The organism is Pseudomonas sp. GW822-FHT07A10, assembly GCF_058798795.1.
Map to the genome: position 1 here is coordinate 97,183 of NZ_JBXAKV010000014.1, position 21,428 is coordinate 118,610.

Annotated in this window: 23 protein-coding genes; all 23 read left to right on the forward strand. The window is 62.1% G+C overall.

All coding sequences use genetic code 11. From position 1 onward, the window contains the following. Positions 1-105: 105 nt before the first annotated feature. The 23 genes from AC1RL4_RS22175 to AC1RL4_RS22285 all read left to right on the forward strand — a co-directional run bounded on the left by AC1RL4_RS22175 (position 106) and on the right by AC1RL4_RS22285 (position 21,401). On the forward strand, positions 106-1,317 hold the full coding sequence (locus AC1RL4_RS22175) for a bifunctional cobalt-precorrin-7 (C(5))-methyltransferase/cobalt-precorrin-6B (C(15))-methyltransferase (RefSeq protein ID WP_028940134.1): 1,212 nt from the start codon (positions 106-108) through the stop codon (positions 1,315-1,317). Beyond that, complete coding sequence (locus tag AC1RL4_RS22180) at positions 1,310-2,407, forward strand: cobalt-precorrin-5B (C(1))-methyltransferase (RefSeq protein ID WP_096481264.1); 1,098 nt, start codon at positions 1,310-1,312, stop codon at positions 2,405-2,407. The genes AC1RL4_RS22175 and AC1RL4_RS22180 overlap by 8 nt, the downstream gene beginning before the upstream one ends. Continuing rightward, positions 2,404-3,126, forward strand: a complete 723-nt coding sequence (locus tag AC1RL4_RS22185) for a cobalt-precorrin-6A reductase (RefSeq protein ID WP_096481266.1) — start codon at positions 2,404-2,406, stop codon at positions 3,124-3,126. Before AC1RL4_RS22180 ends, AC1RL4_RS22185 begins: the two co-directional genes overlap by 4 nt. A gap of 253 nt (positions 3,127-3,379) precedes the next feature. After that, a complete protein-coding gene (locus tag AC1RL4_RS22190; protein WP_096481268.1) occupies positions 3,380-3,691 on the forward strand; it encodes a hypothetical protein in 312 nt (103 codons plus the stop codon). Positions 3,692-3,740: 49 nt separating this feature from the next. Continuing rightward, positions 3,741-4,139 carry a DUF2946 domain-containing protein gene (locus AC1RL4_RS22195; protein WP_096481270.1) on the forward strand — a complete coding sequence of 133 codons (399 nt, stop codon included), beginning with the start codon at positions 3,741-3,743 and terminating at the stop codon, positions 4,137-4,139. Between the two features lie 48 nt (positions 4,140-4,187). Beyond that, positions 4,188-4,667: a copper chaperone PCu(A)C gene (locus AC1RL4_RS22200; RefSeq protein ID WP_019582255.1), complete on the forward strand. Its 480-nt coding sequence runs from the start codon at positions 4,188-4,190 to the stop codon at positions 4,665-4,667. Positions 4,668-4,688: 21 nt separating this feature from the next. Continuing rightward, the gene (locus AC1RL4_RS22205; RefSeq protein WP_433784989.1) at positions 4,689-5,156 is read left to right on the forward strand and encodes a DUF2946 domain-containing protein; all 468 of its coding nucleotides are present in this window, start codon (positions 4,689-4,691) and stop codon (positions 5,154-5,156) included. Between the two features lie 84 nt (positions 5,157-5,240). Further along, a complete protein-coding gene (locus tag AC1RL4_RS22210) occupies positions 5,241-7,358 on the forward strand; it encodes a TonB-dependent copper receptor (protein ID WP_096481276.1) in 2,118 nt (705 codons plus the stop codon). A 153-nt stretch (positions 7,359-7,511) separates the two neighbouring features. Continuing rightward, positions 7,512-8,891: a PepSY-associated TM helix domain-containing protein gene (locus AC1RL4_RS22215; protein ID WP_230174520.1), complete on the forward strand. Its 1,380-nt coding sequence runs from the start codon at positions 7,512-7,514 to the stop codon at positions 8,889-8,891. A gap of 231 nt (positions 8,892-9,122) precedes the next feature. Then, positions 9,123-9,911 (forward strand): ABC transporter ATP-binding protein, encoded by a 789-nt coding sequence (locus AC1RL4_RS22220; RefSeq protein WP_019582251.1) that lies wholly within the window; start codon positions 9,123-9,125, stop codon positions 9,909-9,911. Beyond that, positions 9,908-10,855: an ABC transporter substrate-binding protein gene (locus tag AC1RL4_RS22225; RefSeq protein ID WP_028940143.1), complete on the forward strand. Its 948-nt coding sequence runs from the start codon at positions 9,908-9,910 to the stop codon at positions 10,853-10,855. The genes AC1RL4_RS22220 and AC1RL4_RS22225 overlap by 4 nt, the downstream gene beginning before the upstream one ends. After that, positions 10,852-11,862 carry a FecCD family ABC transporter permease gene (locus AC1RL4_RS22230; RefSeq protein ID WP_028940144.1) on the forward strand — a complete coding sequence of 337 codons (1,011 nt, stop codon included), beginning with the start codon at positions 10,852-10,854 and terminating at the stop codon, positions 11,860-11,862. The genes AC1RL4_RS22225 and AC1RL4_RS22230 overlap by 4 nt, the downstream gene beginning before the upstream one ends. A 404-nt stretch (positions 11,863-12,266) precedes the next feature. After that, a complete protein-coding gene (locus AC1RL4_RS22235; protein WP_096481278.1) occupies positions 12,267-12,629 on the forward strand; it encodes a DUF6124 family protein in 363 nt (120 codons plus the stop codon). A gap of 408 nt (positions 12,630-13,037) precedes the next feature. After that, on the forward strand, positions 13,038-14,303 hold the full coding sequence (gene urtA / locus AC1RL4_RS22240) for an urea ABC transporter substrate-binding protein (RefSeq protein WP_007937152.1): 1,266 nt from the start codon (positions 13,038-13,040) through the stop codon (positions 14,301-14,303). A gap of 190 nt (positions 14,304-14,493) precedes the next feature. Then, complete coding sequence (urtB, locus tag AC1RL4_RS22245; RefSeq protein ID WP_230174522.1) at positions 14,494-15,996, forward strand: urea ABC transporter permease subunit UrtB; 1,503 nt, start codon at positions 14,494-14,496, stop codon at positions 15,994-15,996. Then, positions 15,996-17,075 carry an urea ABC transporter permease subunit UrtC gene (gene urtC, locus AC1RL4_RS22250; RefSeq protein WP_019582245.1) on the forward strand — a complete coding sequence of 360 codons (1,080 nt, stop codon included), beginning with the start codon at positions 15,996-15,998 and terminating at the stop codon, positions 17,073-17,075. Before urtB ends, urtC begins: the two co-directional genes overlap by 1 nt. Next, a complete protein-coding gene (gene urtD / locus AC1RL4_RS22255; protein WP_028940146.1) occupies positions 17,072-17,941 on the forward strand; it encodes an urea ABC transporter ATP-binding protein UrtD in 870 nt (289 codons plus the stop codon). The genes urtC and urtD overlap by 4 nt, the downstream gene beginning before the upstream one ends. Before the next feature lie 57 nt (positions 17,942-17,998). Next, positions 17,999-18,697 carry an urea ABC transporter ATP-binding subunit UrtE gene (gene urtE, locus AC1RL4_RS22260; RefSeq protein WP_019582243.1) on the forward strand — a complete coding sequence of 233 codons (699 nt, stop codon included), beginning with the start codon at positions 17,999-18,001 and terminating at the stop codon, positions 18,695-18,697. 31 nt (positions 18,698-18,728) lie between these two features. Then, complete coding sequence (locus tag AC1RL4_RS22265; protein ID WP_028940147.1) at positions 18,729-19,568, forward strand: urease accessory protein UreD; 840 nt, start codon at positions 18,729-18,731, stop codon at positions 19,566-19,568. A 142-nt stretch (positions 19,569-19,710) separates the two neighbouring features. Then, positions 19,711-20,013 (forward strand): urease subunit gamma, encoded by a 303-nt coding sequence (gene ureA, locus AC1RL4_RS22270; protein WP_007937143.1) that lies wholly within the window; start codon positions 19,711-19,713, stop codon positions 20,011-20,013. Between the two features lie 9 nt (positions 20,014-20,022). Beyond that, positions 20,023-20,556 carry a GNAT family N-acetyltransferase gene (locus tag AC1RL4_RS22275; protein ID WP_018928451.1) on the forward strand — a complete coding sequence of 178 codons (534 nt, stop codon included), beginning with the start codon at positions 20,023-20,025 and terminating at the stop codon, positions 20,554-20,556. A 6-nt stretch (positions 20,557-20,562) separates the two neighbouring features. Beyond that, the gene (locus tag AC1RL4_RS22280) at positions 20,563-21,096 is read left to right on the forward strand and encodes a GNAT family N-acetyltransferase (protein WP_019582241.1); all 534 of its coding nucleotides are present in this window, start codon (positions 20,563-20,565) and stop codon (positions 21,094-21,096) included. After that, positions 21,096-21,401 carry an urease subunit beta gene (locus AC1RL4_RS22285; RefSeq protein ID WP_019582240.1) on the forward strand — a complete coding sequence of 102 codons (306 nt, stop codon included), beginning with the start codon at positions 21,096-21,098 and terminating at the stop codon, positions 21,399-21,401. Before AC1RL4_RS22280 ends, AC1RL4_RS22285 begins: the two co-directional genes overlap by 1 nt. Positions 21,402-21,428 lie beyond the last annotated feature (27 nt).

Sequence of the window (21,428 nt, forward strand, 5' to 3'; positions counted from 1 at the left end):
AGGCGCTTCGCGGGCGAAGGCGCGGTATTATGCCTGCTTTGTCCGACGGCATGAAAAGCCTGCCCGTCGGAACACCCCGTTTGAGGCATTTTTTGAGGACTGCAGATGTCGCCCTGGCTGACAGTAGTAGGTATCGGTGAAGACGGCTTCAAGGGGCTGGGCAAGAACGCCCGTCGCGCCCTGCTGGGCGCTTCGCGGATATTCGGCGGCCAACGGCAACTGGATTTGTTGCCCGTGTGCATTCGCGGCGAGCGCCAGCTCTGGCCCAGTCCATTCTCCCTTGAACCCCTATTGGCGCTGCGGGGCGAGCCGGTTTGCGTGCTGGCCAGCGGCGACCCGATGTTCTTTGGCGTCGGTGCCAGTCTGGCGCGGCAACTGCCCGGCGCAGAAATGCTGATCCTGCCCGCCCCATCTTCCGTGTCACTGGCGGCCGCTCGCCTGGGCTGGCCGTTGCAGGATGTGGTGACGCTGTCGGTGGTCGCCCGTCCCGTCGCCGCGCTCAACGCTCATTTGTTCAGTGGTGTGCGTTTGCTGGTGCTGAGCAACGACGGCCAGAGTCCAGCGGCCATTGCGGCGCTGCTGCGTGAGCGCGGTTTCGGGCCGAGTCGCCTGACCGTGCTGGAACATCTGGGTGGCGAAGCCGAACGGCGCATCGAGGGCGCTGCCAACGACTGGAGCGACCCGGCGATCGCCGATCTGAACCTGATCGCCATCGAATGCATCGCTGAACCCAACACACCGCGCCTGTCGCGCCTGGCCGGCCTGCCAGACTCGGCCTTCCAGCACGACGGCCAACTGACCAAACGCGACGTGCGCGCCATCACCCTTGCGCGCCTCGCCCCGATCCCCGGCGAACTGCTGTGGGACGTCGGCGCCGGCAGCGGCTCGATCGGCATCGAATGGATGCGCGCTCACCCGAGTTGCCGGGCGCTGGCCATCGAAGCGGATGAGGGACGGCAGGCGTTGATTGAACACAACCGCGATGCCTTGGGCGTTCCCGGCCTGCAATTGATTCGCGGCAGTGCGCCGCAAGCCCTGAGCGGACTCGAACGCCCGGACGCGATTTTCATCGGCGGTGGCGTCACTCGTGAAGGCGTGCTCGATACCTGCTGGGCGCAACTCAAACCCGGCGGCCGGTTGATCGCCAACGCTGTGACACTGCAAAGCGAAGTGACCTTGATGGCCTGGCGTGAACGGCATGGTGGTGAGCTGACCCGCATTCACGTCGCCCAGGCGCAACCGTTGGGCGAGTTCGATACCTGGCGTCAGGCGCTGCCGATTACCTTGCTGGACGTGACGAAACCCCTCGATGCGTGACGAAACCGCCGAACAACCCGCCCCGCTGCGCAGCGGCTTGACCACCGGCAGCTGCGCCACCGCCACCAGCCTCGCAGCCGCCCGCTTGCTGCTCGGCGGCGTGGAAGCGGACGCCGTCGAGATCATTCTGCCCAAAGGCAAACGGGTGCAAATGCGCCTGGAATTCTGTCGACTGACGGACGACGGCGCCGAAGCCGGAACGATCAAGGACGCTGGCGACGACCCCGACGTGACCCACGGCGCCCTGCTGTTTTCCCAGGTGCGCTTGCACAGCGAATCGGGTATCCGCTTCAGCGCCGGCCGTGGCGTCGGCACCGTCACCCGGCCCGGGCTGGTGCTGAACGTCGGTGAGCCGGCGATCAACCCGGTGCCGCGCAAGATGATCACTGATCACCTGACGTTGCTCGCCGAGGAACTGAATTACCAGGGCGGCTTCGAGGTCACGGTAAACGTCGAGGACGGCGAAGCCCTGGCGCTGAAGACCATGAACCCGCGGCTGGGCATTCTCGGCGGCTTGTCGATCCTCGGCACCAGCGGCATCGTCCGGCCATTCTCCTGCGCCGCCTACATCGCCTCGATCCACCAGGGCATCGACGTCGCCAAAACCAATGGCTACCTGCACATCGCCGCGTGCACTGGCAACGCCAGCGAAGACACCATGCGCCGGGTTTACGACTTGCCGGAAATCGCCCTGATCGAAATGGGCGACTTCGTCGGCGCGGTGCTCAAGCACCTGCGCAAAGTGCCTGTGGATAAACTCAGCCTGTGCGGCGGCTTCGGCAAGATCAGCAAACTGGCGGCCGGGCACATGGATTTGCACAGTCGGCATTCAAGTATCGACCTGCCGCAACTGGCCGAATGGGCCGCGGCGGTCGGTGCCGATGCGGCGTTGCAACAGGCGATCCGCGATGCCAATACCAGTCAACAAGCCTTGGCCATGGCCAGCGCCGCCGGGATCGCCCTCGGCGACGCGGTGTGCCAACACGCTCTCGACTTTGCCCGCAGCGTGGTGCCGGCGCAGGTTCAGGTCGAAGTGTTCGCCATCGATCGCCAGGGCGGGATTGTCGGCCATGCGGGAGTTTTTCAATGAAGCGTGTGTTGTTGCTCGGCGGCGTCACTGAGGCCCTGGCTATCGCCCGAACCCTGGGGCCGGAGCACATCTATAGCCTGGCCGGTGTCGGTCGTGTGCCGACCGATCTGAACTGCCAGGTCCGCGTTGGCGGCTATGGCGGCGCCGAAGGTCTGGCGCAGTTCATCCGCGATGAAGGCATTGACCTGCTGCTGGATGCGACCCACCCCTACGCGGCCCGCATCAGCCACAACGCCGCCACCGCCGCGAAGTTGAGCGGCATTGCCTGCTGGGCCTTGCGCCGTCCGGCCTGGCAGCCACAAGCCGCAGATGACTGGCGCGATGTCAGCGACTGGGGCGAGCTGATCGAAGCGCTGAAACCCTTTCGCCGACCGCTGTTCACCCTCGGTCGCGAGCCATTGCAGCACCTGCACGAAATCCCGCCGGAGCAATTCTGGACGTTGCGTGCACTGGACGTTTATCCGGGCAACGCGCGCTGCGAAGTGATCGGTGCCCGTGGGCCGTTTCTGATCGAGGATGAACGCGCGTTGTTCGAGCGGCGGCAGATCGACGTGCTGATCAGCAAGAACAGCGGCAGCACCGCCACCGAGCCGAAGCTGGAAGTGGCGCGGGAACGTGGAGTGCCGGTGCTGGTGTTGAAGCGGCCGGTATTGCCGGGGGTTGAGCGGGAGTTTGGGGCGGTGACTGAGGTTTTAACGGCCCTCACACAAAACTGGTAGCAGCTGGCGAAGCCTGCGTTCGGCTGCGCAGCAGTCGTAAAATCAAACACCACGGTCTGCCAGGTTGACTGCGGCGCATGGGATCACGACCGCTACGCAGCCGAACGCAGCCTTCGGCAGCTGCTACAGAAAATGCGCAATCCCCTACATATCCATCGGACCTAACGCACAACATCATCCAAATCGACTGACTTGTGGGCTCACAACCCAACCCCCATATTTCAAGCCCCACCCATGTAACGGGAAATGGCGGATGACTGAAAAATTCACTCGCTTCGATATCACTGAGTTTCTTCTGACGTCTGCCGATATGTGGCACTACATCAAGGCCTGCGAAGAGGAAGACCCGGGCGATGGGAGCTTCAATCGTGTAGCGCTCAGAGATGTCAAACACACAATCCGGGCAAGAATCCAAATCGACCCTCAATTCGCTCAGGCATTAAGAATCGAAGTCGCTACACTCTTTCAAAACGGCGAGGCTGAGCTTGCACGTCGGCTGCTCGACATGTTGACTGACGCACTGCGACACCAAACCGCACGCGGCCTTTTTACTTATCGCCCCTGATCAGGCTAAATAGCCGCGCCTGATTGCTCACTCAACCGGATCTGCCCTCATGTCCCGACAACGGCTTGCATTTGCCTGGATCGCCTGCTTTGCAGTGCTGTTCAACATGCTCGCCATGCCGATGTCCGGTGCGATGGCCCAAACGGCGAAATCGCCGACCGAACAGTTGCTGTGGGGTAGCTTCTGCTCTTCCAGCGGCACGAAGCTGGTGGCGATTTCCCTGGGCGACATCGAGCAGAAAGTCCCGCAGAACGACGATCATTCCAACATGCAGCATTGCTGGTGTTGCTCGGGCTCCGCGCCGTTGGTGGCGTTGCCGGGGCATGCGCCGCAGTTGTATTACGCGCGATTCGAGGCCAATCGAAGCGTGCCGCCGGCCACGCTCGACACACCGACACCGCGCCAGCAATGGCCCAGCCTCAACCCCCGCGCGTCCCCTCTGGTGTGATTCCTTCTCGCAATTGACCTGCGTTTTGAATCGTTCTGGAGAACTGCCATGTTGAACAAACTCATCGTCCTGGCTGTGTTGCTGCTGCCTGCCTGTTTTGCCAATGCCCACGAATACAAGGTTGGCGAACTTGAGATCGCCCATCCGTGGTCGCAGGAGTTGCCGCCCAACGCGCCCACCGTCGCGGCATATTTCGTGATTCACAACAGCGGCAAAACCGCTGATCGGCTGCTCAGCGTCGGCTCGCCGATATCCGGCAAGGCCGAATTGCACGAACATGTGATGCAAAACGATCTGATGAAAATGCAGCAAGTGCCCGACGTCGAAATCCCGGCTGGCGGCGAAGTCACCTTCGCGCCGATGGCGTACCACGTGATGCTGCTGGAGCTCAGAGACCGCAACCTGTTGAGCGACGGCAAACGCTTCCCGCTGACCCTGCACTTCGAGAAGTCCGGTGATGTAACGGTCGAGGTCTCGGTGCAGAAAAAGGCGCCAGACAGCATGCAAGCGCACATGCACGCCCAGTAATCGCCCCCGTTGAAAACGCCTATGCGCCCGCATAGCGCCAGCCCATCCGTGCGCCGCCGTCAGTCAATGAGCCTGACCCGCGGCAGCTGGATCAGCCTGTTCGCCATGCTGATGATCTTTATCGGCCCGCTGATTTCTCAGTCGATGCCGATGGATTCGCGCGCGGCTGCTTCGAGCATGGCGATAGGCATGTCCATGAACATGTCGATGGACATGGGCTCGGACATGTCGGCGATGGAGCACGCCGACCACGACGCACAACCGGCTGCCGAACACTGCCAGCCGACAGCCGAGCATCACGCGCTGTGGGAAAAATGCGGCTATTGCAGCCTGCTGTTCAATTGCCCGGCGCTCACCGGTGGCGCTTCATTCACCGCGTTCGACACCCCGCCCGCCACCACCTTCACCACACCCGCCACCCGCCTGGGCCACGCCCGGCAAACCTTCTTCCCCGGCGCCCGCACCCGCGCCCCGCCCATCGTCGCGTAAACACCCACCTCTGATCTCACACGGTTTAGAAGACAGCCGCAGGCTGCCGGCCGTGTCGTTTACGACTGTTCGATGGAAATTGTCATGTCCAGGTTTTCTGCTGACACACGTTTGGGCGCTGCCCAGGCTTTTTTTGCCCTGAACCAATCTCGCGTTCGTTTCAGACAGGCCACCGCCGCCCTTTGCGGCTTGTTGCTGACGCCAATGGTGCTGGCCGACGAACACGCCGGCCACACCGAAGAACTGAGCCCGACGGTAATCACCGCCATCGCGCCGAGCTCGCCGCTGACCGTCGTCACCAACCCCAAGGACCCGCGCCAACCGGTGCCGGCCAGCGATGGTGGTGATTATCTGAAGACCATCCCCGGCTTCGCGCTGGTGCGCAACGGCGGCACCAATGGCGACCCGGTGCTGCGCGGCATGTTCGGCTCGCGCCTGAATATCCTCACCAACGGCAGCATGATGCTCGGCGCCTGCCCCGGCCGGATGGACGCGCCGACCTCGTACATCTCACCGGAAACCTACGACAAACTCACCGTGATCAAAGGCCCGCAAACCGTGCTCTGGGGGCCCGGCGCATCGGCCGGCACCATCCTGTTCGACCGGGAGCCGGAAAGCTTCGGCGAACTCGGCACCCGGGTGAATGCCAGCGTATTGGCCGGCTCCAACGGCCGCTTCGACAAAGTGCTGGACGCCGCCGCTGGCGGGCCGCTGGGTTACGTGCGCGTGATCGGCAACACCGCGCATTCCGATGACTACAAGGACGGCAACAACGACACCGTGCCCTCGCGCTACGACAAATGGAACGGTGATGTAGCGCTGGGCTGGACGCCGAACGCCGACACCCTGCTGGAATTGACTGCCGGCAAGGGCGACGGCGAAGCCCGTTACGCCGGGCGCGGCATGGACGGTTCACAGTTCTTGCGCGAAAGCCTGGGCCTGCGCTTCGAGCAGTCGAACATCGGTGAGGTGCTGGATAAGGTCGAGGCGCAGGTCTACTACAACTACGCCGACCATGTGATGGACAACTACACCCTGCGCACGCCGTCCGGCACCGGGATGATGGCCGGCCCGATGGCTTCCAACGTCGACCGCCGAACCCTCGGCGCGCGGATCAAAGCCACCTGGCGCTGGGCCGATGTGCAATTGATCAGTGGCCTGGATGCGCAGACCAACGAGCACCGCCAACGCAGCGCCATGGGCATCGACACCTACAAGGATGTGCCCCGCAACAAGGACGCCGACTTCCACAACTACGGCGTGTTCAGCGAACTGACCTGGTACGCCGCCGACCGTGATCGACTGATCACCGGCGCACGACTGGACCGTGCTTCGGCCAAGGATTATCGGCAGACCATCGGCTCCGGGATGATGGCCCGCCCCAACCCGACCGCCGATGACACCCGCGCCGATACCCTGCCCAGCGGTTTCGTGCGTTACGAGCATGATCTGGCCGACAGCCCGACCACGCTGTATGCGGGCCTCGGTCATGCCCAGCGTTTCCCGGATTACTGGGAGCTGTTTTCACCCAAGTCCGGCCCTGCCGGTTCGGTGAATGCGTTCGACGCGATCAAGCCGGAGAAAACCACCCAGCTCGACTTCGGCCTGCAATACAAGACCGCCGACCTCGAAGCCTGGGCCTCGGGTTATGTCGGGCAGGTGCGTGACTACATCCTGTTCAACTACACGCCGGGGATGATGGGCATGACTTCCCAAGCCGAGAACATCGACGCGCGAATCATGGGCGGCGAACTCGGCGCGGCCTACAAACTGACGACCAACTGGAAAGCCGATGCGACCCTGGCCTACGCCTGGGGCAAGAACAGCAGCGACGGCAGCGCCCTGCCGCAAATGCCACCGCTGGATGCACGTTTCGGCCTGACCTACAGCGAAGACAACTGGAGCGCCGGCGCCTTGTGGCGGGTGGTCGCGGCGCAAAACCGCATCGACCAGAACAAGGGCAACGTGGTCGGCAAAGACTTCGACAAAAGCTCGGGGTTCGGCGTGTTCTCGCTCAACGGCGCGTACCGGATCAACAAGAACTGGAAGGTCAGCAGCGGCGTCGACAACTTGTTCGGCAAGGCCTACGCCGAACACCTGAACCTGGCCGGCAACGCCGGTTTCGGCTTCCCGGCCAATGATCCGCAAGCCATCAACGAACCGGGGCGCACGCTCTGGACCAAGGTCGACATGAGCTTCTAAGAGCATCGCGGGCGAGCCTCGCTCCTACAGGGTTTGTGTCGGATGTGGTTATTGCGAACAACCTGAACCTGTAGGAGCGAGGCTTGCCCGCGAACGACTGCGCAGCAGTCACCAGACAATGACAAAAGATCCAAGCCTAGCGGAGCACTTGAAGTGAAACAGCCCAAACCGAATTTCTACAACCTGGCCTGGCGTTGGCATTTCTACGCCGGCCTGTTCGTCGCGCCGTTCATGGTGATGCTGGCCCTGACCGGCATCGTCTACCTGTTCAAACCGCAACTCGATCCATTGATGTACGGCAGCCTGATGAACATCCCGGCCGGTCATCACACCGTGGCCGCCGACGACCTGCTCAAACGGGTGAAAGAGGCGTATCCACAAGCCCGGATCAAACAATACCTGCCGCCGGTCAACGCTGAACGCAGCGCGCAATTTGTGGTGATCAATGAAGGTCATGAACTGAACGTGTTCATCGATCCGTACCACGGCGACATCCTCGGCGAGCAGGATGCGAAGAACAATCTGCAGGCGCTCGCACGCTCGATTCACGGCGAGTTGATGATCGGCACCGTCGGTGATCGGCTGGTGGAGCTGGCCGCCGGTTGGGGTGTGGTGTTGGTGGTCTCCGGGGTATTTTTGTGGTGGCCGCGTGGCCAGCGCGCCGGCATTCTCTGGCCGCGCTTGAACAGTCGCGGCCGCGTGCTGTGGCGTGATCTGCACGCAGTGACTGGCTTCTGGGGCGCGGCGTTTTTGCTGGTGATGCTGCTCAGCGGCATGACCTGGACCGGCTTCTGGGGCAAGCAATACGCCGACCTCTGGGACCGCTTTCCGGTCGCCATGTGGAATGACGTGCCCAAATCCGACGTCGAGGCCCGTAGCCTCAACAGCGCCACACGCCAGACCGTGCCGTGGGCCATGGAGAACACGCCGATGCCAATGTCCGGCGACCACGCCGAACACATGGCTCACGCCAGCACGCAAGCCGGCCCGGCGGCGCCGACCATCAGCCTGCAAGACGTGCAAAACATTGCCGTGCAGCGCAAGGTCGAGCCCGGCTACAGCATCACCTTCCCGACCACCGCCACCGGTGTGTTCACCATCGCGGTGTTCGCCGATGACCCGCGCAACGATGCCACCCTGCACGTCGACCAGTACACCGGCGACGTCCTCGCCGACGTGCGCTGGCAGCATTACAGCAACGTCGCCCGCGCCACGGAAGTCGGCGTGATGCTGCACGAAGGCAAGATGTTCGGCCCGTTCAATCAGATCATCGTGCTGCTGATCTGCCTGATGATTTTGCTCAGCGCCGTCAGCGGCGTGGTGATCTGGTGGAAGCGTCGGCCACAGGGCAAGTTCGGTGTGCCACCGTTGCGTCACGACCTGCCGAAATGGAAAACCGCAATGGTCATCATGTTCGCCCTGGCGGTGATGTTTCCGTTGGTGGGGGCTTCGCTGGTTGTCGTGTGGCTATTGGATTGGGGGCTGCTGTCACGCCTGGGCCGGCAAATTGAATCCACCTCACCTTCATCATGAAACAGGCGAGATACGCGTACGCGTAAAGCCAATACAATGCGGGCCAGCATTGAATCCTTGGCGTGGCGAGGGGGCTTGCCCCCGTTCGGCTGCGCAGCAGTCGTAAAACCCGACAACGCAGTAAACCCGGAGAAACTGCGGTGTCAGGTTTGGGGTCGCTGCGCAACCCAACGGGGGCAAGCCCCCTCGCCACAGTTCTGTGTGCTGGCTTGAACGATCATCAGGAATGAAATGACCTCGCTGAACCTCACCAACCTCGCCTGGACACCCCTGGGCCACGGCCACTGCCATCACCAGTTCCAGCTGCGTGACGCCTCCTTGCACGTGGCTGCCGGTGAGTTCGTCGGGTTGATCGGCCCTAACGGCAGCGGCAAGACCAGCCTGCTGCGGTGCGCCTATCGCTTCAGCAAACCCGAGAGTGGCGAGGTCAAGCTCGACCATCACAACGTCTGGAAGCAATCCTCACGCTGGTGCGCGCAACGCATCGCGGTGGTGTTGCAGGAATTTCCCGACGCCTTCGGTCTGACCGTCGATGAAGTGGTCGCCATGGGCCGCACACCGCACAAAGGTCTGTTCGATGGCGACACTCTCGAAGACCGGAAGCTCGCAACCCAAGCCCTCGAATCGGTCGGCCTCAAGGGCTTCGAAGACCACGCCTTCGCCACCCTGTCCGGCGGTGAAAAGCAGCGCGTGATCCTCGCCCGCGCCCTGGCCCAGCAACCGCAATTGCTGATCCTCGATGAGCCGACCAACCACCTCGACCCGCGCTATCAACTGGAACTGCTGCAGCTGGTCAAACGCCTGCAGATCGGCACGCTGGCGAGCATCCACGACCTCAATCTGGCGGCGGCCTTCTGCGATCGGCTCTACGTGATCCATCACGGTCGCATCGTCGCCAGTGGCACCCCCAAAGAAGTCCTGACCACACACCTTTTGCACAACGTGTTCGGCGTCGACGCTCTGATCGATGACCATCCCTTGCACGGCTACCCACGAATCACCTGGATAACCCAACCATGACATTGCGTTCCCTGCTTTGCGTCGCGTTGTTGCTGGGCAGTGCCCATGCCTTCGCCGAGGCCACGAAATACCCGCTGACTGTCCAGAGTTGCAACCGCGAAGTGACCTTCAAGCAAGCGCCGAAACACGCGGTCAGCCACGACATCAACATGACCCAGATGATGCTCGCCCTCGGTCTCAAACCCAGGATGGCCGGCTACAGCGGCGTGACCGGATGGAAATCGGTGACGCCCCAAATGCAGACCATCCTCGACGGTTTACCGGAACTGGCGGCCAAGTACCCGTCGGTGGAAACCCTGCTCAACGCCAACGTCGATTTCTTCTTCGCCGGTTGGGATTACGGCATGCGCGTCGGTGGTGACCTCACGCCGCAAACCCTGCAACCGCTGGGGATCAACGTCTACGAACTCACCGAGTCCTGCGCGTTCGTGATGAAGCGCCCACCCGCGAGCCTGGAAGACACCTACAACGACCTGCGCAACCTCGGCAAAATCTTCGACGTGCAAGACCGCGCCAACGCTGTGATCGCCCAGATGCAGGCGCAAGTCGCCGAGGTGCGCCAGGATCTGCCAGCGGACAAGCCTCGGGTATTTCTCTACGACAGCGGTGAAGACCGGGCCATGACCTCCGGACGCCTGGGCATGCCGCAGGCGCTGATTGACGCGGCCGGCGGGCGCAACATTCTCGACGACGTCGAGGCGAGCTGGACCCGGGTCAACTGGGAGAACGTGGTCGAGCGCAATCCGCAGGTGATCGTGATCGTCGACTACGGCGAAGTCACCGCTGAACAGAAGGAGCAGTTTTTACTGAACAACCAGGCCCTGCAATCGGTGGACGCGATCAAGAACCAGCGCTTCATCGTCATTCCTTACGTGCAGGCCACGCCGGGGATCGACAACGTGCTGGCGGTCGAAACCCTGGCCAAGGGTTTCCACGGCGAATGATCGACCGTCGCTATGCCTTGTTGCTGATCGGCCTCGGCGTGCTGTTGCTGATGTCGTGTGTGGTATCGCTGGGCTTCGGCCCGGCGCGGGTACCGGTGGAGGTGGTGTGGCAAATTCTGCTGCACAAGGCCTTCGGTCTTGGCGAGCAGAGCTGGACGGCCGGGCAGGAACACATCGTCTGGCTGATCCGCGTGCCGCGCATGTTGCTCGGCGCGCTGGTGGGCGCCGGCCTGGCGTTGATCGGCGCGGTGCTGCAAGCGGTGACGCGCAATCCATTGGCTGATCCGCACTTGTTGGGCGTGACCTCCGGCGCGACCCTCGGCGCGGTGATTGTGGTGCTGCATGTCGGTGAGATCGTCGGCCTGCTGAGCTTGCCCATCGCGGCGTTTATCGGCGCGCTGCTGAGCATGTTGGTCGTGCTGGTGATCGCCAACCGTCATGGGCGGCTGGACAGTGATCGGCTGCTGCTGTGCGGTGTCGCGGTGTCGTTCGTGATGATGGCGATTGCCAACCTGCTGCTGTTTCTCGGTGACCATCGCGCCAGTTCGGCGGTGATGTTCTGGATGCTCGGTGGCCTCGGGCTGGCGCGTTGGGAATTGCTCGCCGTGCCCGCCGCGAGTGTGTTGCTCGGGTTGGTGTTGTTGCTGGGCATGGCCCGGCCGTTGAATGCGTTGATGGCCGGTGAACAGACCGCCGTGACCCTGGGCCTCAATGCCCGCACCGTGCGGCTGCGGGTGTTTTTGATTGCCTCATTGATGACCGGGGTGTTGGTGTCCATCAGCGGCTCGATTGGTTTTGTCGGGTTGATGGTGCCGCACATTGCACGACGGTTGGTGGGTGCCGAGCATCGTCGGTTGTTGCCGGTGTGCGTGTTGTTGGGCAGCCTGTTCCTGGTCTGGGTCGACGTGGCCGCACGAACCTTGATCGCCCCGGAAGACTTGCCCATCGGCGTCGCCACCGCCGCGATTGGCGGGCTGTTCTTCATCGGCCTGATGCGCCGGCGCTGACTCACCGCTCCCACAGGGTGATCATTCCCACGCTCCGCGTGGGAATGCCGCCAGGGACGCTCCGCGTTCCGCTTTTGAATGTTTAACGGATGTATCAGAACGCAGACCTTTCCCACGCATCTTTCAGGTTGTCCGTCGGAAGCGGGCTCTCTAGTCTTTGGCTGTCGCTGACAACTCAGCGATCGGGTGTGAGAAGCCCGGCAACTTATGGTCATCCAGTGTCTGTACACGCATAATCGCCGCCAGCTTATTAGCTGCCTGCAAATGCGTTATGGCGGCTGTGTGCGGGCGGACTTCGGTCCGGCCGGGTGTCCATAACCGGTCTTCTCACCTCGCACATAGCTGCCACCTCTTCCCGTGTGAGAAGCGGCAAGTGGAGGCTCCAACGCTGGAGAAATTTTTCAATGGACAAATTAATTCCTGACCCACCCTTCAACACCACCAACGCCGAAGCCTCGCGCAACGAAGAATTACTCAAGGATCGCGAAGCCATCAAACGCGCCCTCGACTATTACCTCGATCCCCCGGCGCCCTACACCGAAAAACCCCGCCGCCCCAGCACCATGTTCATCGTCGCCCCGAATATGGATACCGAAAGCCTGCTGGCCCACGCCTACGAATCGTTAGCCACGGCGAGTGTCCTGGCCAGCGATTTCGCTAACTCCCTGACCGGCCCACAGCGCTACACGGTGCTGGCGATTCAACAGAGCATCATGCTGGCGGAGCTGGCGGTTAACCGGGCGCTGGATAACGTCGACCCGGCATAGCCCCCCCACTCTTTGGGAACGAGCCTTTGTGGCGAGGGGGCTTGCCCCCGTTCGGCTGCGAAGCAGTCGTAAAACCATTGCACGCGGTGCACCCGATACACCGCAGTTGCAGGTTTTGGGGCCGCTTCGCGACCCAACGGGGGCAAGCCCCCTCGCCACAGGTTTTGTATTCACAGCGCCTTTACCTTAACTGACCGGCATTGGGGCAATTCTTCGCCCCAATGTGGCGCATCTTCTCGCACCAACGCGCCAGCCCCGTCCCTTCATGGTGCGCCACCCACTCCCCGTAACCGCTCTAATACGACATTTCCTTGCCCGTCCCCGACCGGGCACAGCCCTTGCAAAACAGCCTTCAGTCGTCCGCATCTGCCAACCATAAAAAACTTTAACGTTCATGGAGATCGCACAATGAAGCGTCGCAGTTTGATCAAGGCTTTCACACTCACGGCAAGCATTGCCGCGATGGGCATGACCTGGACTGTCCAGGCCGCCGAGACCATCAAGGTCGGTATTCTGCATTCGTTGTCCGGGACCATGGCGATCTCCGAAACCTCGCTCAAAGACATGGCGTTGATGACCATCGACGAAATCAACGCCAAGGGTGGCGTGAACGGCAAGATGCTGGAACCAGTGGTCGTGGACCCGGCATCGAACTGGCCGCTGTTCGCCGAAAAGGGCCGGCAGTTGCTGACCCAGGACAAAGTGGCGGTGGTGTTCGGTTGCTGGACCTCGGTGTCGCGTAAATCGGTGCTGCCGGTGTTCGAAGAGCTCAACGGCCTGCTGTTCTACCCGGTGCAATACGAAGGCGAAGAGATGTCGCCGAACGTGTTCTACACCGGCGCCGCGCCCAACCAACAGGCGATTCCGGCAGTGGAATACCTGATGAGCGAAGAAGGTGGCAGCGCCAAGCGCTACTTCCTGCTCGGCACCGACTACGTTTACCCGCGCACCACCAACAAGATCCTGCGCTCGTTCCTGCACTCCAAAGGTGTGGCGGACAAAGACATCGAAGAGGTCTACACCCCATTCGGCCACAGCGATTACCAGACCATCGTGGCCAGCATCAAAAAATTCTCTGCCGGTGGCAAGACGGCGGTCATCTCCACCGTCAACGGCGACTCCAACGTGCCGTTCTATAAAGAGCTGGCCAACCAGGGCCTGAAAGCCACCGACGTACCGGTCGTGGCGTTCTCCGTGGGTGAAGAAGAACTGCGCGGCATCGACACCAAACCGCTGGTGGGCAACCTCGCGGCGTGGAACTACTTTGAGTCGGTGGAAAACCCGGTGAACAAGAAGTTCGTCGATGACTGGAAAGCCTACGCCAAGAAACACAACCTGCCGGGCGCCGACAAAGCGGTGACCAACGATCCGATGGAAGCCACTTACGTTGGCATCCATATGTGGGCGCAAGCGGCCGAGAAAGCCAAGTCCACCGACGTCGACAAAGTCCGCGAAGCCCTGGCCGGCCAGACCTTTGCTGCACCGTCCGGCTACACCCTGACCATGGACAAGACCAACCATCACCTGCACAAGCCAGTGATGATCGGCGAGATTCAGGCCGACGGTCAGTTCAACGTGGTGTGGCAGACCGAAGGGCCGATCCGCGCCCAACCGTGGAGCCCGTTCATTCCGGGTAACGACAAGAAGCCGGAGTATGCGGTGAAGAGCAACTGAGCCACTGGGGCCTGAGCATGGAGCTCAGGCCCGACACAATTCCTGTGTGAGCGGGCTTTGTGGTGAGGGGGCTTGCCCCCGTTGGGCTGCGAAGCGGCCCCAAAAAAAGGGACTACTGCGTAGTCCAGCGGGAGCAAGCTCCCTCGCCACACAGTTTGCTCCCACACTTAGTCCGCGCAAGGACACTGACATGCCCACTGCCTTTTACCGCTTGATCCTTGCCATCGCACTGTTACTGCCGATGGTCACCCACGCCGGCGACGCCGAAGACTTCGTCGCGGCCAATCCCGTGCAGCAAGCCAAGCTTCTGGAAACCTGGGCCGCGCAGCCCGATCCGGCCCGTATCGAACTGATCAACGCCCTGCAACAAGGCGAGCTGACCATCGATGGCCAACCGAAAACCCTGCGCCTGAACAATCGCCTGCGGGGTCTGATCGACACCGCTTTGGCCAGCCACCAATTGCTCGCCGCCGACGCCAAAACCCGTCTGGCCGCCGCGCAGCAATTGCAGAAAAGCGCCAAACCGGCGCAGCTGAAATTCCTCGACCAGCAACTGGCTAACGAACAAGACGAAACTGTTCACGCCGCCCTGAGCCTGGCCTTGGCCAATCTGCAACTGGTCGACAGTGACCCCGCCGTGCGCCTCGCCGCCGTGCGTTTGCTCGGCGAAACCGGCGACCCACTGGCCCGCACCCGCCTCGAAGGCTTGCTCGAACCCGGCGTCGAAGCCGACGCCAGTGTGCACACCGCCGCCGAAACCAGCCTGGCCCAGGTCAAACGCAAACTGCTGATCGGTGAGATGCTCGGTCAGGCCTTCAGTGGCATGTCCCTGGGTTCGATTCTGCTGCTCGCGGCATTGGGCTTGGCGATCACCTTCGGCCTGCTCGGGGTGATCAACATGGCCCACGGCGAGATGCTGATGCTCGGCGCGTACTCGACGTACGTGGTGCAGCTGATGTTCCAGCGCTTCGCCCCACAAGCCATCGAGTTCTATCCGCTGATTGCGCTGCCGGTGGCGTTTTTCGTTACCGCCGCCATCGGCATGGCGCTGGAGCGCACGGTGATTCGCCACCTCTACGGCCGCCCGCTGGAAACCCTGCTCGCCACGTGGGGCATCAGCCTGATGCTGATCCAGTTGGTGCGTCTGGTGTTCGGTGCGCAGAACGTTGAAGTGGCCAACCCGGCGTGGTTGTCGGGCGGAATTCAGGTGCTGCCCAATCTTGTGCTGCCGTACAACCGCATCGTGATCATCGCGTTTGCCTTGTTTGTGGTGGTGCTGACCTGGCTGCTGTTGAACAAGACGCGCCTTGGCTTGAACGTGCGCGCCGTCACCCAAAACCGCAACATGGCCGCCTGTTGCGGCGTACCCACCGGGCGCGTGGACATGCTCGCCTTCGGCTTAGGCTCGGGCATCGCCGGGCTCGGTGGCGTGGCGCTCAGCCAGATCGGCAACGTCGGCCCGGACCTCGGCCAGAGCTACATCATCGACTCATTCCTGGTGGTGGTGCTCGGCGGTGTCGGTCAATTGGCCGGTAGCGTGTTGGCCGCATTCGGCCTGGGCATCGCCAACAAGATTCTCGAACCGCAGATCGGTGCGGTACTCGGCAAGATCCTGATCCTCGCGCTGATCATTCTGTTCATCCAGAAACGTCCGCAAGGCCTCTTCGCACTGAAAGGACGGGTGATCGACTGATGAACCAGCCTCTGCTCGTTACCGCGACAAAAAAAGCCGGCCCCAAAGTCACCATCACTGTTGGCGCGGTGATTCTCGTTTTGCTACTGGCGCTGCCATTGCTGTCGTTGTTGTCGCCGGACAGTGCGTTTCATGTCTCGGCCTACACGCTGACACTGGTGGGCAAGATTCTTTGCTACGCCATCGTCGCCCTCGCCCTCGATCTGGTCTGGGGCTACGCCGGCCTCCTGTCCCTCGGTCACGGTCTGTTCTTCGCCCTCGGCGGTTATGCGATGGGCATGTACCTGATGCGCCAAGCCTCGGGTGACGGCTTGCCGGCGTTCATGACGTTCCTGTCGTGGACCGAATTGCCGTGGTACTGGACCGGCACCAGCAGCTTCCTCTGGGCCATGTGCCTGGTGGTGTTGGCGCCGGGATTGCTGGCGCTGGTGTTCGGTTTCTTCGCCTTCCGCTCGCGGATCAAGGGCGTGTATTTCTCGATCATGACCCAGGCCCTGACCTTCGCCGGGATGCTGCTGTTTTTCCGCAACGAAACCGGGTTTGGCGGCAACAACGGCTTCACCAACTTCCGCAGCATTCTCGGGTTTGGCATCACGGAACCGGGGACTCGCGCAGTGTTGTTTTTCGCCACGGTACTGCTGCTGGTGGCGAGCCTGTTCATCGGCTGGCGGCTGGCGCAAAGCAAGTTCGGCCGGGTGTTGACCGCGTTGCGCGATGCCGAGAACCGCCTGATGTTTTGCGGCTACGACCCGCGCGGCTTCAAGCTGTTTGTCTGGGTGTTGAGTGCGGTGTTGTGTGGCCTGGCGGGGGCGTTGTATGTGCCGCAAGTCGGGATCATCAACCCGAGCGAAATGTCGCCGACCAACTCGATCGAAGCGGCGGTCTGGGTTGCCTTGGGGGGGCGCGGCACGCTGATCGGTCCGCTGCTGGGTGCCGGTGTGGTCAACGGGATGAAGAGCTGGTTCACCGTGGCGTTTCCGGAATACTGGCTGTTCTTCCTCGGCGCGCTGTTCATCGTCGTAACGTTGTATCTGCCTAAGGGTGTGATCGGTCTGCTGAAGAAAAGGGGTGAATCATGAGAATCACAGCGACTGCGGAATTCATGCTCGAACCGGCCTTTTTTCCACCGCAGCCCAACAAGGATGCCGGCAGCAGCCGCGATGCCATTGGCCTCGGCCAACGCGTCGGCCCCGGCCTGAATACGCGCCACGGCACCATCCTGACCCTGGAAGACATCAGCGTCAGCTTCGATGGTTTCAAGGCACTCAACAATCTGAACCTGTACATCGGCGTTGGCGAATTGCGCTGCATCATCGGCCCCAACGGCGCGGGCAAGACCACGCTGATGGACGTGATCACCGGCAAGACCCGCCCCAGTCACGGCAAGGCCTGGTTCGGTGAAACCCTGGACCTGACGCAGATGAGCGAAGTGCAAATCGCCCAGGCCGGTATCGGTCGCAAGTTCCAGAAGCCAACCGTGTTCGAAGCCCTGAGCGTGTTCGAAAACCTGGAGCTGGCGCAGAAAACCGACAAGTCGGTGTGGGCCAGCTTGCGGGCTCGCCTGAGCGGCGAACAAAGGGATCGCATCAGCGAGGTGCTGGAAACCATTCGCCTGACCAGTTCGGTCAATCGCCCGGCAGGATTGTTGTCCCATGGGCAGAAGCAGTTTCTGGAAATCGGCATGCTGCTGATGCAAGACCCGCAACTGCTGTTGCTCGACGAGCCGGTGGCGGGCATGACCGACGCCGAAACCGAATTCACCGCCGAGCTGTTCAAGCGCCTGGCCGGCAAGCATTCGCTGATGGTGGTGGAACACGACATGGGCTTCGTCGGCTCGATCGCCGACCACGTCACCGTGTTGCACCAGGGCAGCGTGCTGGCCGAAGGGTCGCTGGAGCAGGTGCAGGACAATGAGCGGGTGATCGAGGTCTACCTCGGCCGCTGATGAGCAATTGATCGATTCCGCGCTCTGCGTGGGAACGATCACAGGGGAATTTTGAAGATGCTGCAAGTCGACAAGCTGCACCAGTACTACGGCGGTAGCCACATCCTGCGGGGCCTGACGTTTGAGGTGAAGGTCGGCGAAGTCACCTGCCTGCTCGGGCGCAACGGCGTGGGCAAGACCACCTTGCTCAAATGCCTGATGGGTTTGCTGCCGGCCAAGGAGGGCGCGGTGAACTGGGAAGGTAAACCGATCACCACGTTCAAGCCGCACCAACGGGTGCATGCCGGTATCGCTTACGTGCCTCAGGGCCGGGAAATCTTCGGCCGGCTGACCGTGGAAGAAAACCTGTTGATGGGCCTGTCGCGCTTTCCGGGTTCCGAAGCCAAAGAGGTCCCGGCGTTCATCTACGAGCTGTTCCCAGTGCTGCTGCAAATGAAGCAACGGCGTGGCGGTGACTTGTCCGGCGGTCAGCAGCAACAGTTGGCAATCGGCAGGGCATTGGCCAGTCGTCCACGGCTGCTGATTCTCGATGAGCCCACCGAAGGCATCCAGCCGTCGGTGATCAAGGAAATCGGCGCAGTGATCAAAAAGCTCGCAGCCCGTGGCGACATGGCGATTTTGCTGGTGGAGCAGTTCTACGATTTCGCCGCCGAGCTGGCCGATCAGTACCTGGTGATGTCCCGGGGCGAGATCGTGCAGCAAGGTCGCGGCGAAAATATGGAAGCCGAAGGTGTGCGTGGGCTGGTTACGATCTAACCTGCAGCCTTCTGACGATAAATTAGACGATATGAATTTACCTCTCCCCACTGCGCTGTTTACCCCGAGCTGGCATGCCGAGCTGGAGCTGGGCTACGCCCGTTTCGGCGCCAGCACCCGCCCGGTGCAGCGCCGTCATCAAGGCCCGCTGCGGGTGCAGAAGCACTTGTATGCCGAAGGCCCCGAGGTGTGTCAGCACATCATCGTCCACCCGCCGGGCGGGATTGCCGGCGGTGATCGGCTGGATATATCGGCCAGCGTCGGCACGCACGCCTGGGCGCAAATCACCAGCCCCGGCGCCGCCAAGTGGTATCGCGCGGCCGGGCCGGCTTATCAGAAACTCGACTTGCGCGTTGCCGCCGGTGCTACGTTGGAGTGGCTGCCGCAAGAAACGATTATCTTCAGCGCCGCTCAGGCTGAACTCAGCACGAGCATTGATCTTGAGGGCGATGCCCGGTTGTTCTACTGGGACGTGGTAGCGCTGGGGCGTCCGGCCAGTGGCGAGCGCTTCGACCTCGGGCACTTCCAGACCCACCTGGATATCCGCCGCGACGGCCAGTTGCTCTGGCACGAACGCCAGCGCATTGCCGGGGATGACGGTTTGCTGGACTCGCCGATCGGGCTGGATGGGCAACCGGTGTTTGCGACGTTGCTGGTGACCGGAGAGATTGATAGTGAATTGCTGGAGAAGTGCCGCTCGCTGCCCAATGAGGTGCGCGGGGATCTGACGCAGCTGCCGGGGCTGCTGGTCGCCCGGTGCCTGGCCAGCGAGGCGCTGTTGGCACGGGGCTGGCTGATTGATTTATGGCGATTGCTCCGGCCTGCATTGCTCGGCCGCGAAGCCGTTCCGCCCAGAATATGGGCCACCTGAACACCTATCCCTGTAGGAGCGAGGCTTGCCGGCGAAGGGAACGCCCCGGTTTAACTGGAGGACCACGTTATCGTTCTTCGCGGGCAAGCCTCGCTCCTACAGGTTGAGTAAACCTTTTAACTGCCGATTATGGATTTCTACGATGGACCTGACCCCACGCGAAAAAGACAAGCTGCTGATCTTCACCGCCGGCCTCGTGGCCGAGCGGCGTTTGGCTCGCGGCGTGAAACTCAATTACCCGGAGGCCATGGCCTACATTTCCGCGGCGCTGCTCGAAGGCGCGCGTGACGGCCAGACCGTGGCCGAGCTGATGCACTACGGCACCACCCTGCTCAGCCGCGAACAAGTGATGGAAGGCATCCCGGAAATGATCCCGGAGATCCAGGTCGAAGCGACGTTTCCCGACGGCACCAAACTGGTCACCGTTCACCAACCGATCGCCTGAGGCTGCGCCATGACTTACCACATCCGCGATGCGCTGCACGCCGATCTGCCGGCGATCCGCGACATCTACAACGACGCGGTGCTCAATACCACGGCGATCTGGAACGAACAGGCCGTGGACCTGGGCAACCGCCAGGCCTGGTTCAGCGCGCGGCAAGCCCAGGGCTATCCGATTCTGGTGATCGTCGACGGCGACGACAACGTACTCGGCTACGCTTCATTCGGTGACTGGCGGCCGTTCGACGGGTTCCGCCACACGGTTGAGCACTCGGTGTACGTGCGCAACGACCAACGCGGCAATGGCCTCGGCCCGCAACTGATGGCAGCGCTGATCGAGCGCGCCAAAGGCTGCAACAAACACGTGATGGTCGCCGCCATCGAAAGCGGTAATAGCGCCTCGATCCGGCTGCACGATCGGGCCGGTTTTGTCGTCACCGGCCAAATGCCGCAGGTGGGTACCAAGTTCGGCCGCTGGCTAGACCTGACCTTCATGCAACTGATCCTCGATCCGGGCGCAATGCCACCCGATCCCCACAAGGAGTGATGCCCCATGAACGCCGCCCAACTGCGACGCGTCAACGTTGAAAGCTTTGCGCACTATCGTCAGGGATTGATTGATCTGCTGCTCGACGCCGTCGGCTATGGCGCCAGCGTCGGGTTCATGGCGGATCTGGACGCCACCCAGGCCCGAGCCCATTTCGATGAAGTCCAGGACAACCTGAACAAAGGCAACGTGCTGCTGTGGGTGGTGGTCAAGGACGAACAGGTGCAGGCCAGTGTGCAACTGAACCTGTGCCAGAAAGCCAATGGGCTGAACCGCGCCGAAGTGCAGAAACTGCTGGTGCGTGAACACGCCCGTCGTCGCGGCCTGGGCCAGCAGTTGATGAATGCCCTTGAGCTTACGGCCCGCCAGCACAAGCGCGGCATGCTCTACCTCGACACCGAGGCTGGCTCCCCCGCCGAAGACTTCTACAAGGCCTTGGGTTACACCCGTGCCGGCGAAATCCCGGACTACGCCTGCGACCCGAACGGGCGCTACAAACCGACCGCCCTCTACTACAAGATTCTCCAAGGAGCCCAGTGATGATTCCCGGTGAGTACCAGATCCAGCCCGGCGACATCGAGCTTAACGTGGGCCGACGCACTGTCAGCCTGACGGTGGCCAACAGCGGCGACCGGCCGATCCAGGTCGGCTCGCATTATCACTTCTTCGAAACCAACGACGCGCTGACCTTCGACCGCGCCGCCAGCCGTGGCATGCGCCTGAACATCCCCGCCGGCACCGCGGTGCGCTTCGAACCAGGGCAGAGCCGCGAGGTCGAGCTGGTGGACCTGGCCGGGCATCGCCGGGTGTTCGGGTTTGCCGGCAGGATCATGGGCGACCTGTAAGTAATGCGTTGTCCGCACCGGCCCCTT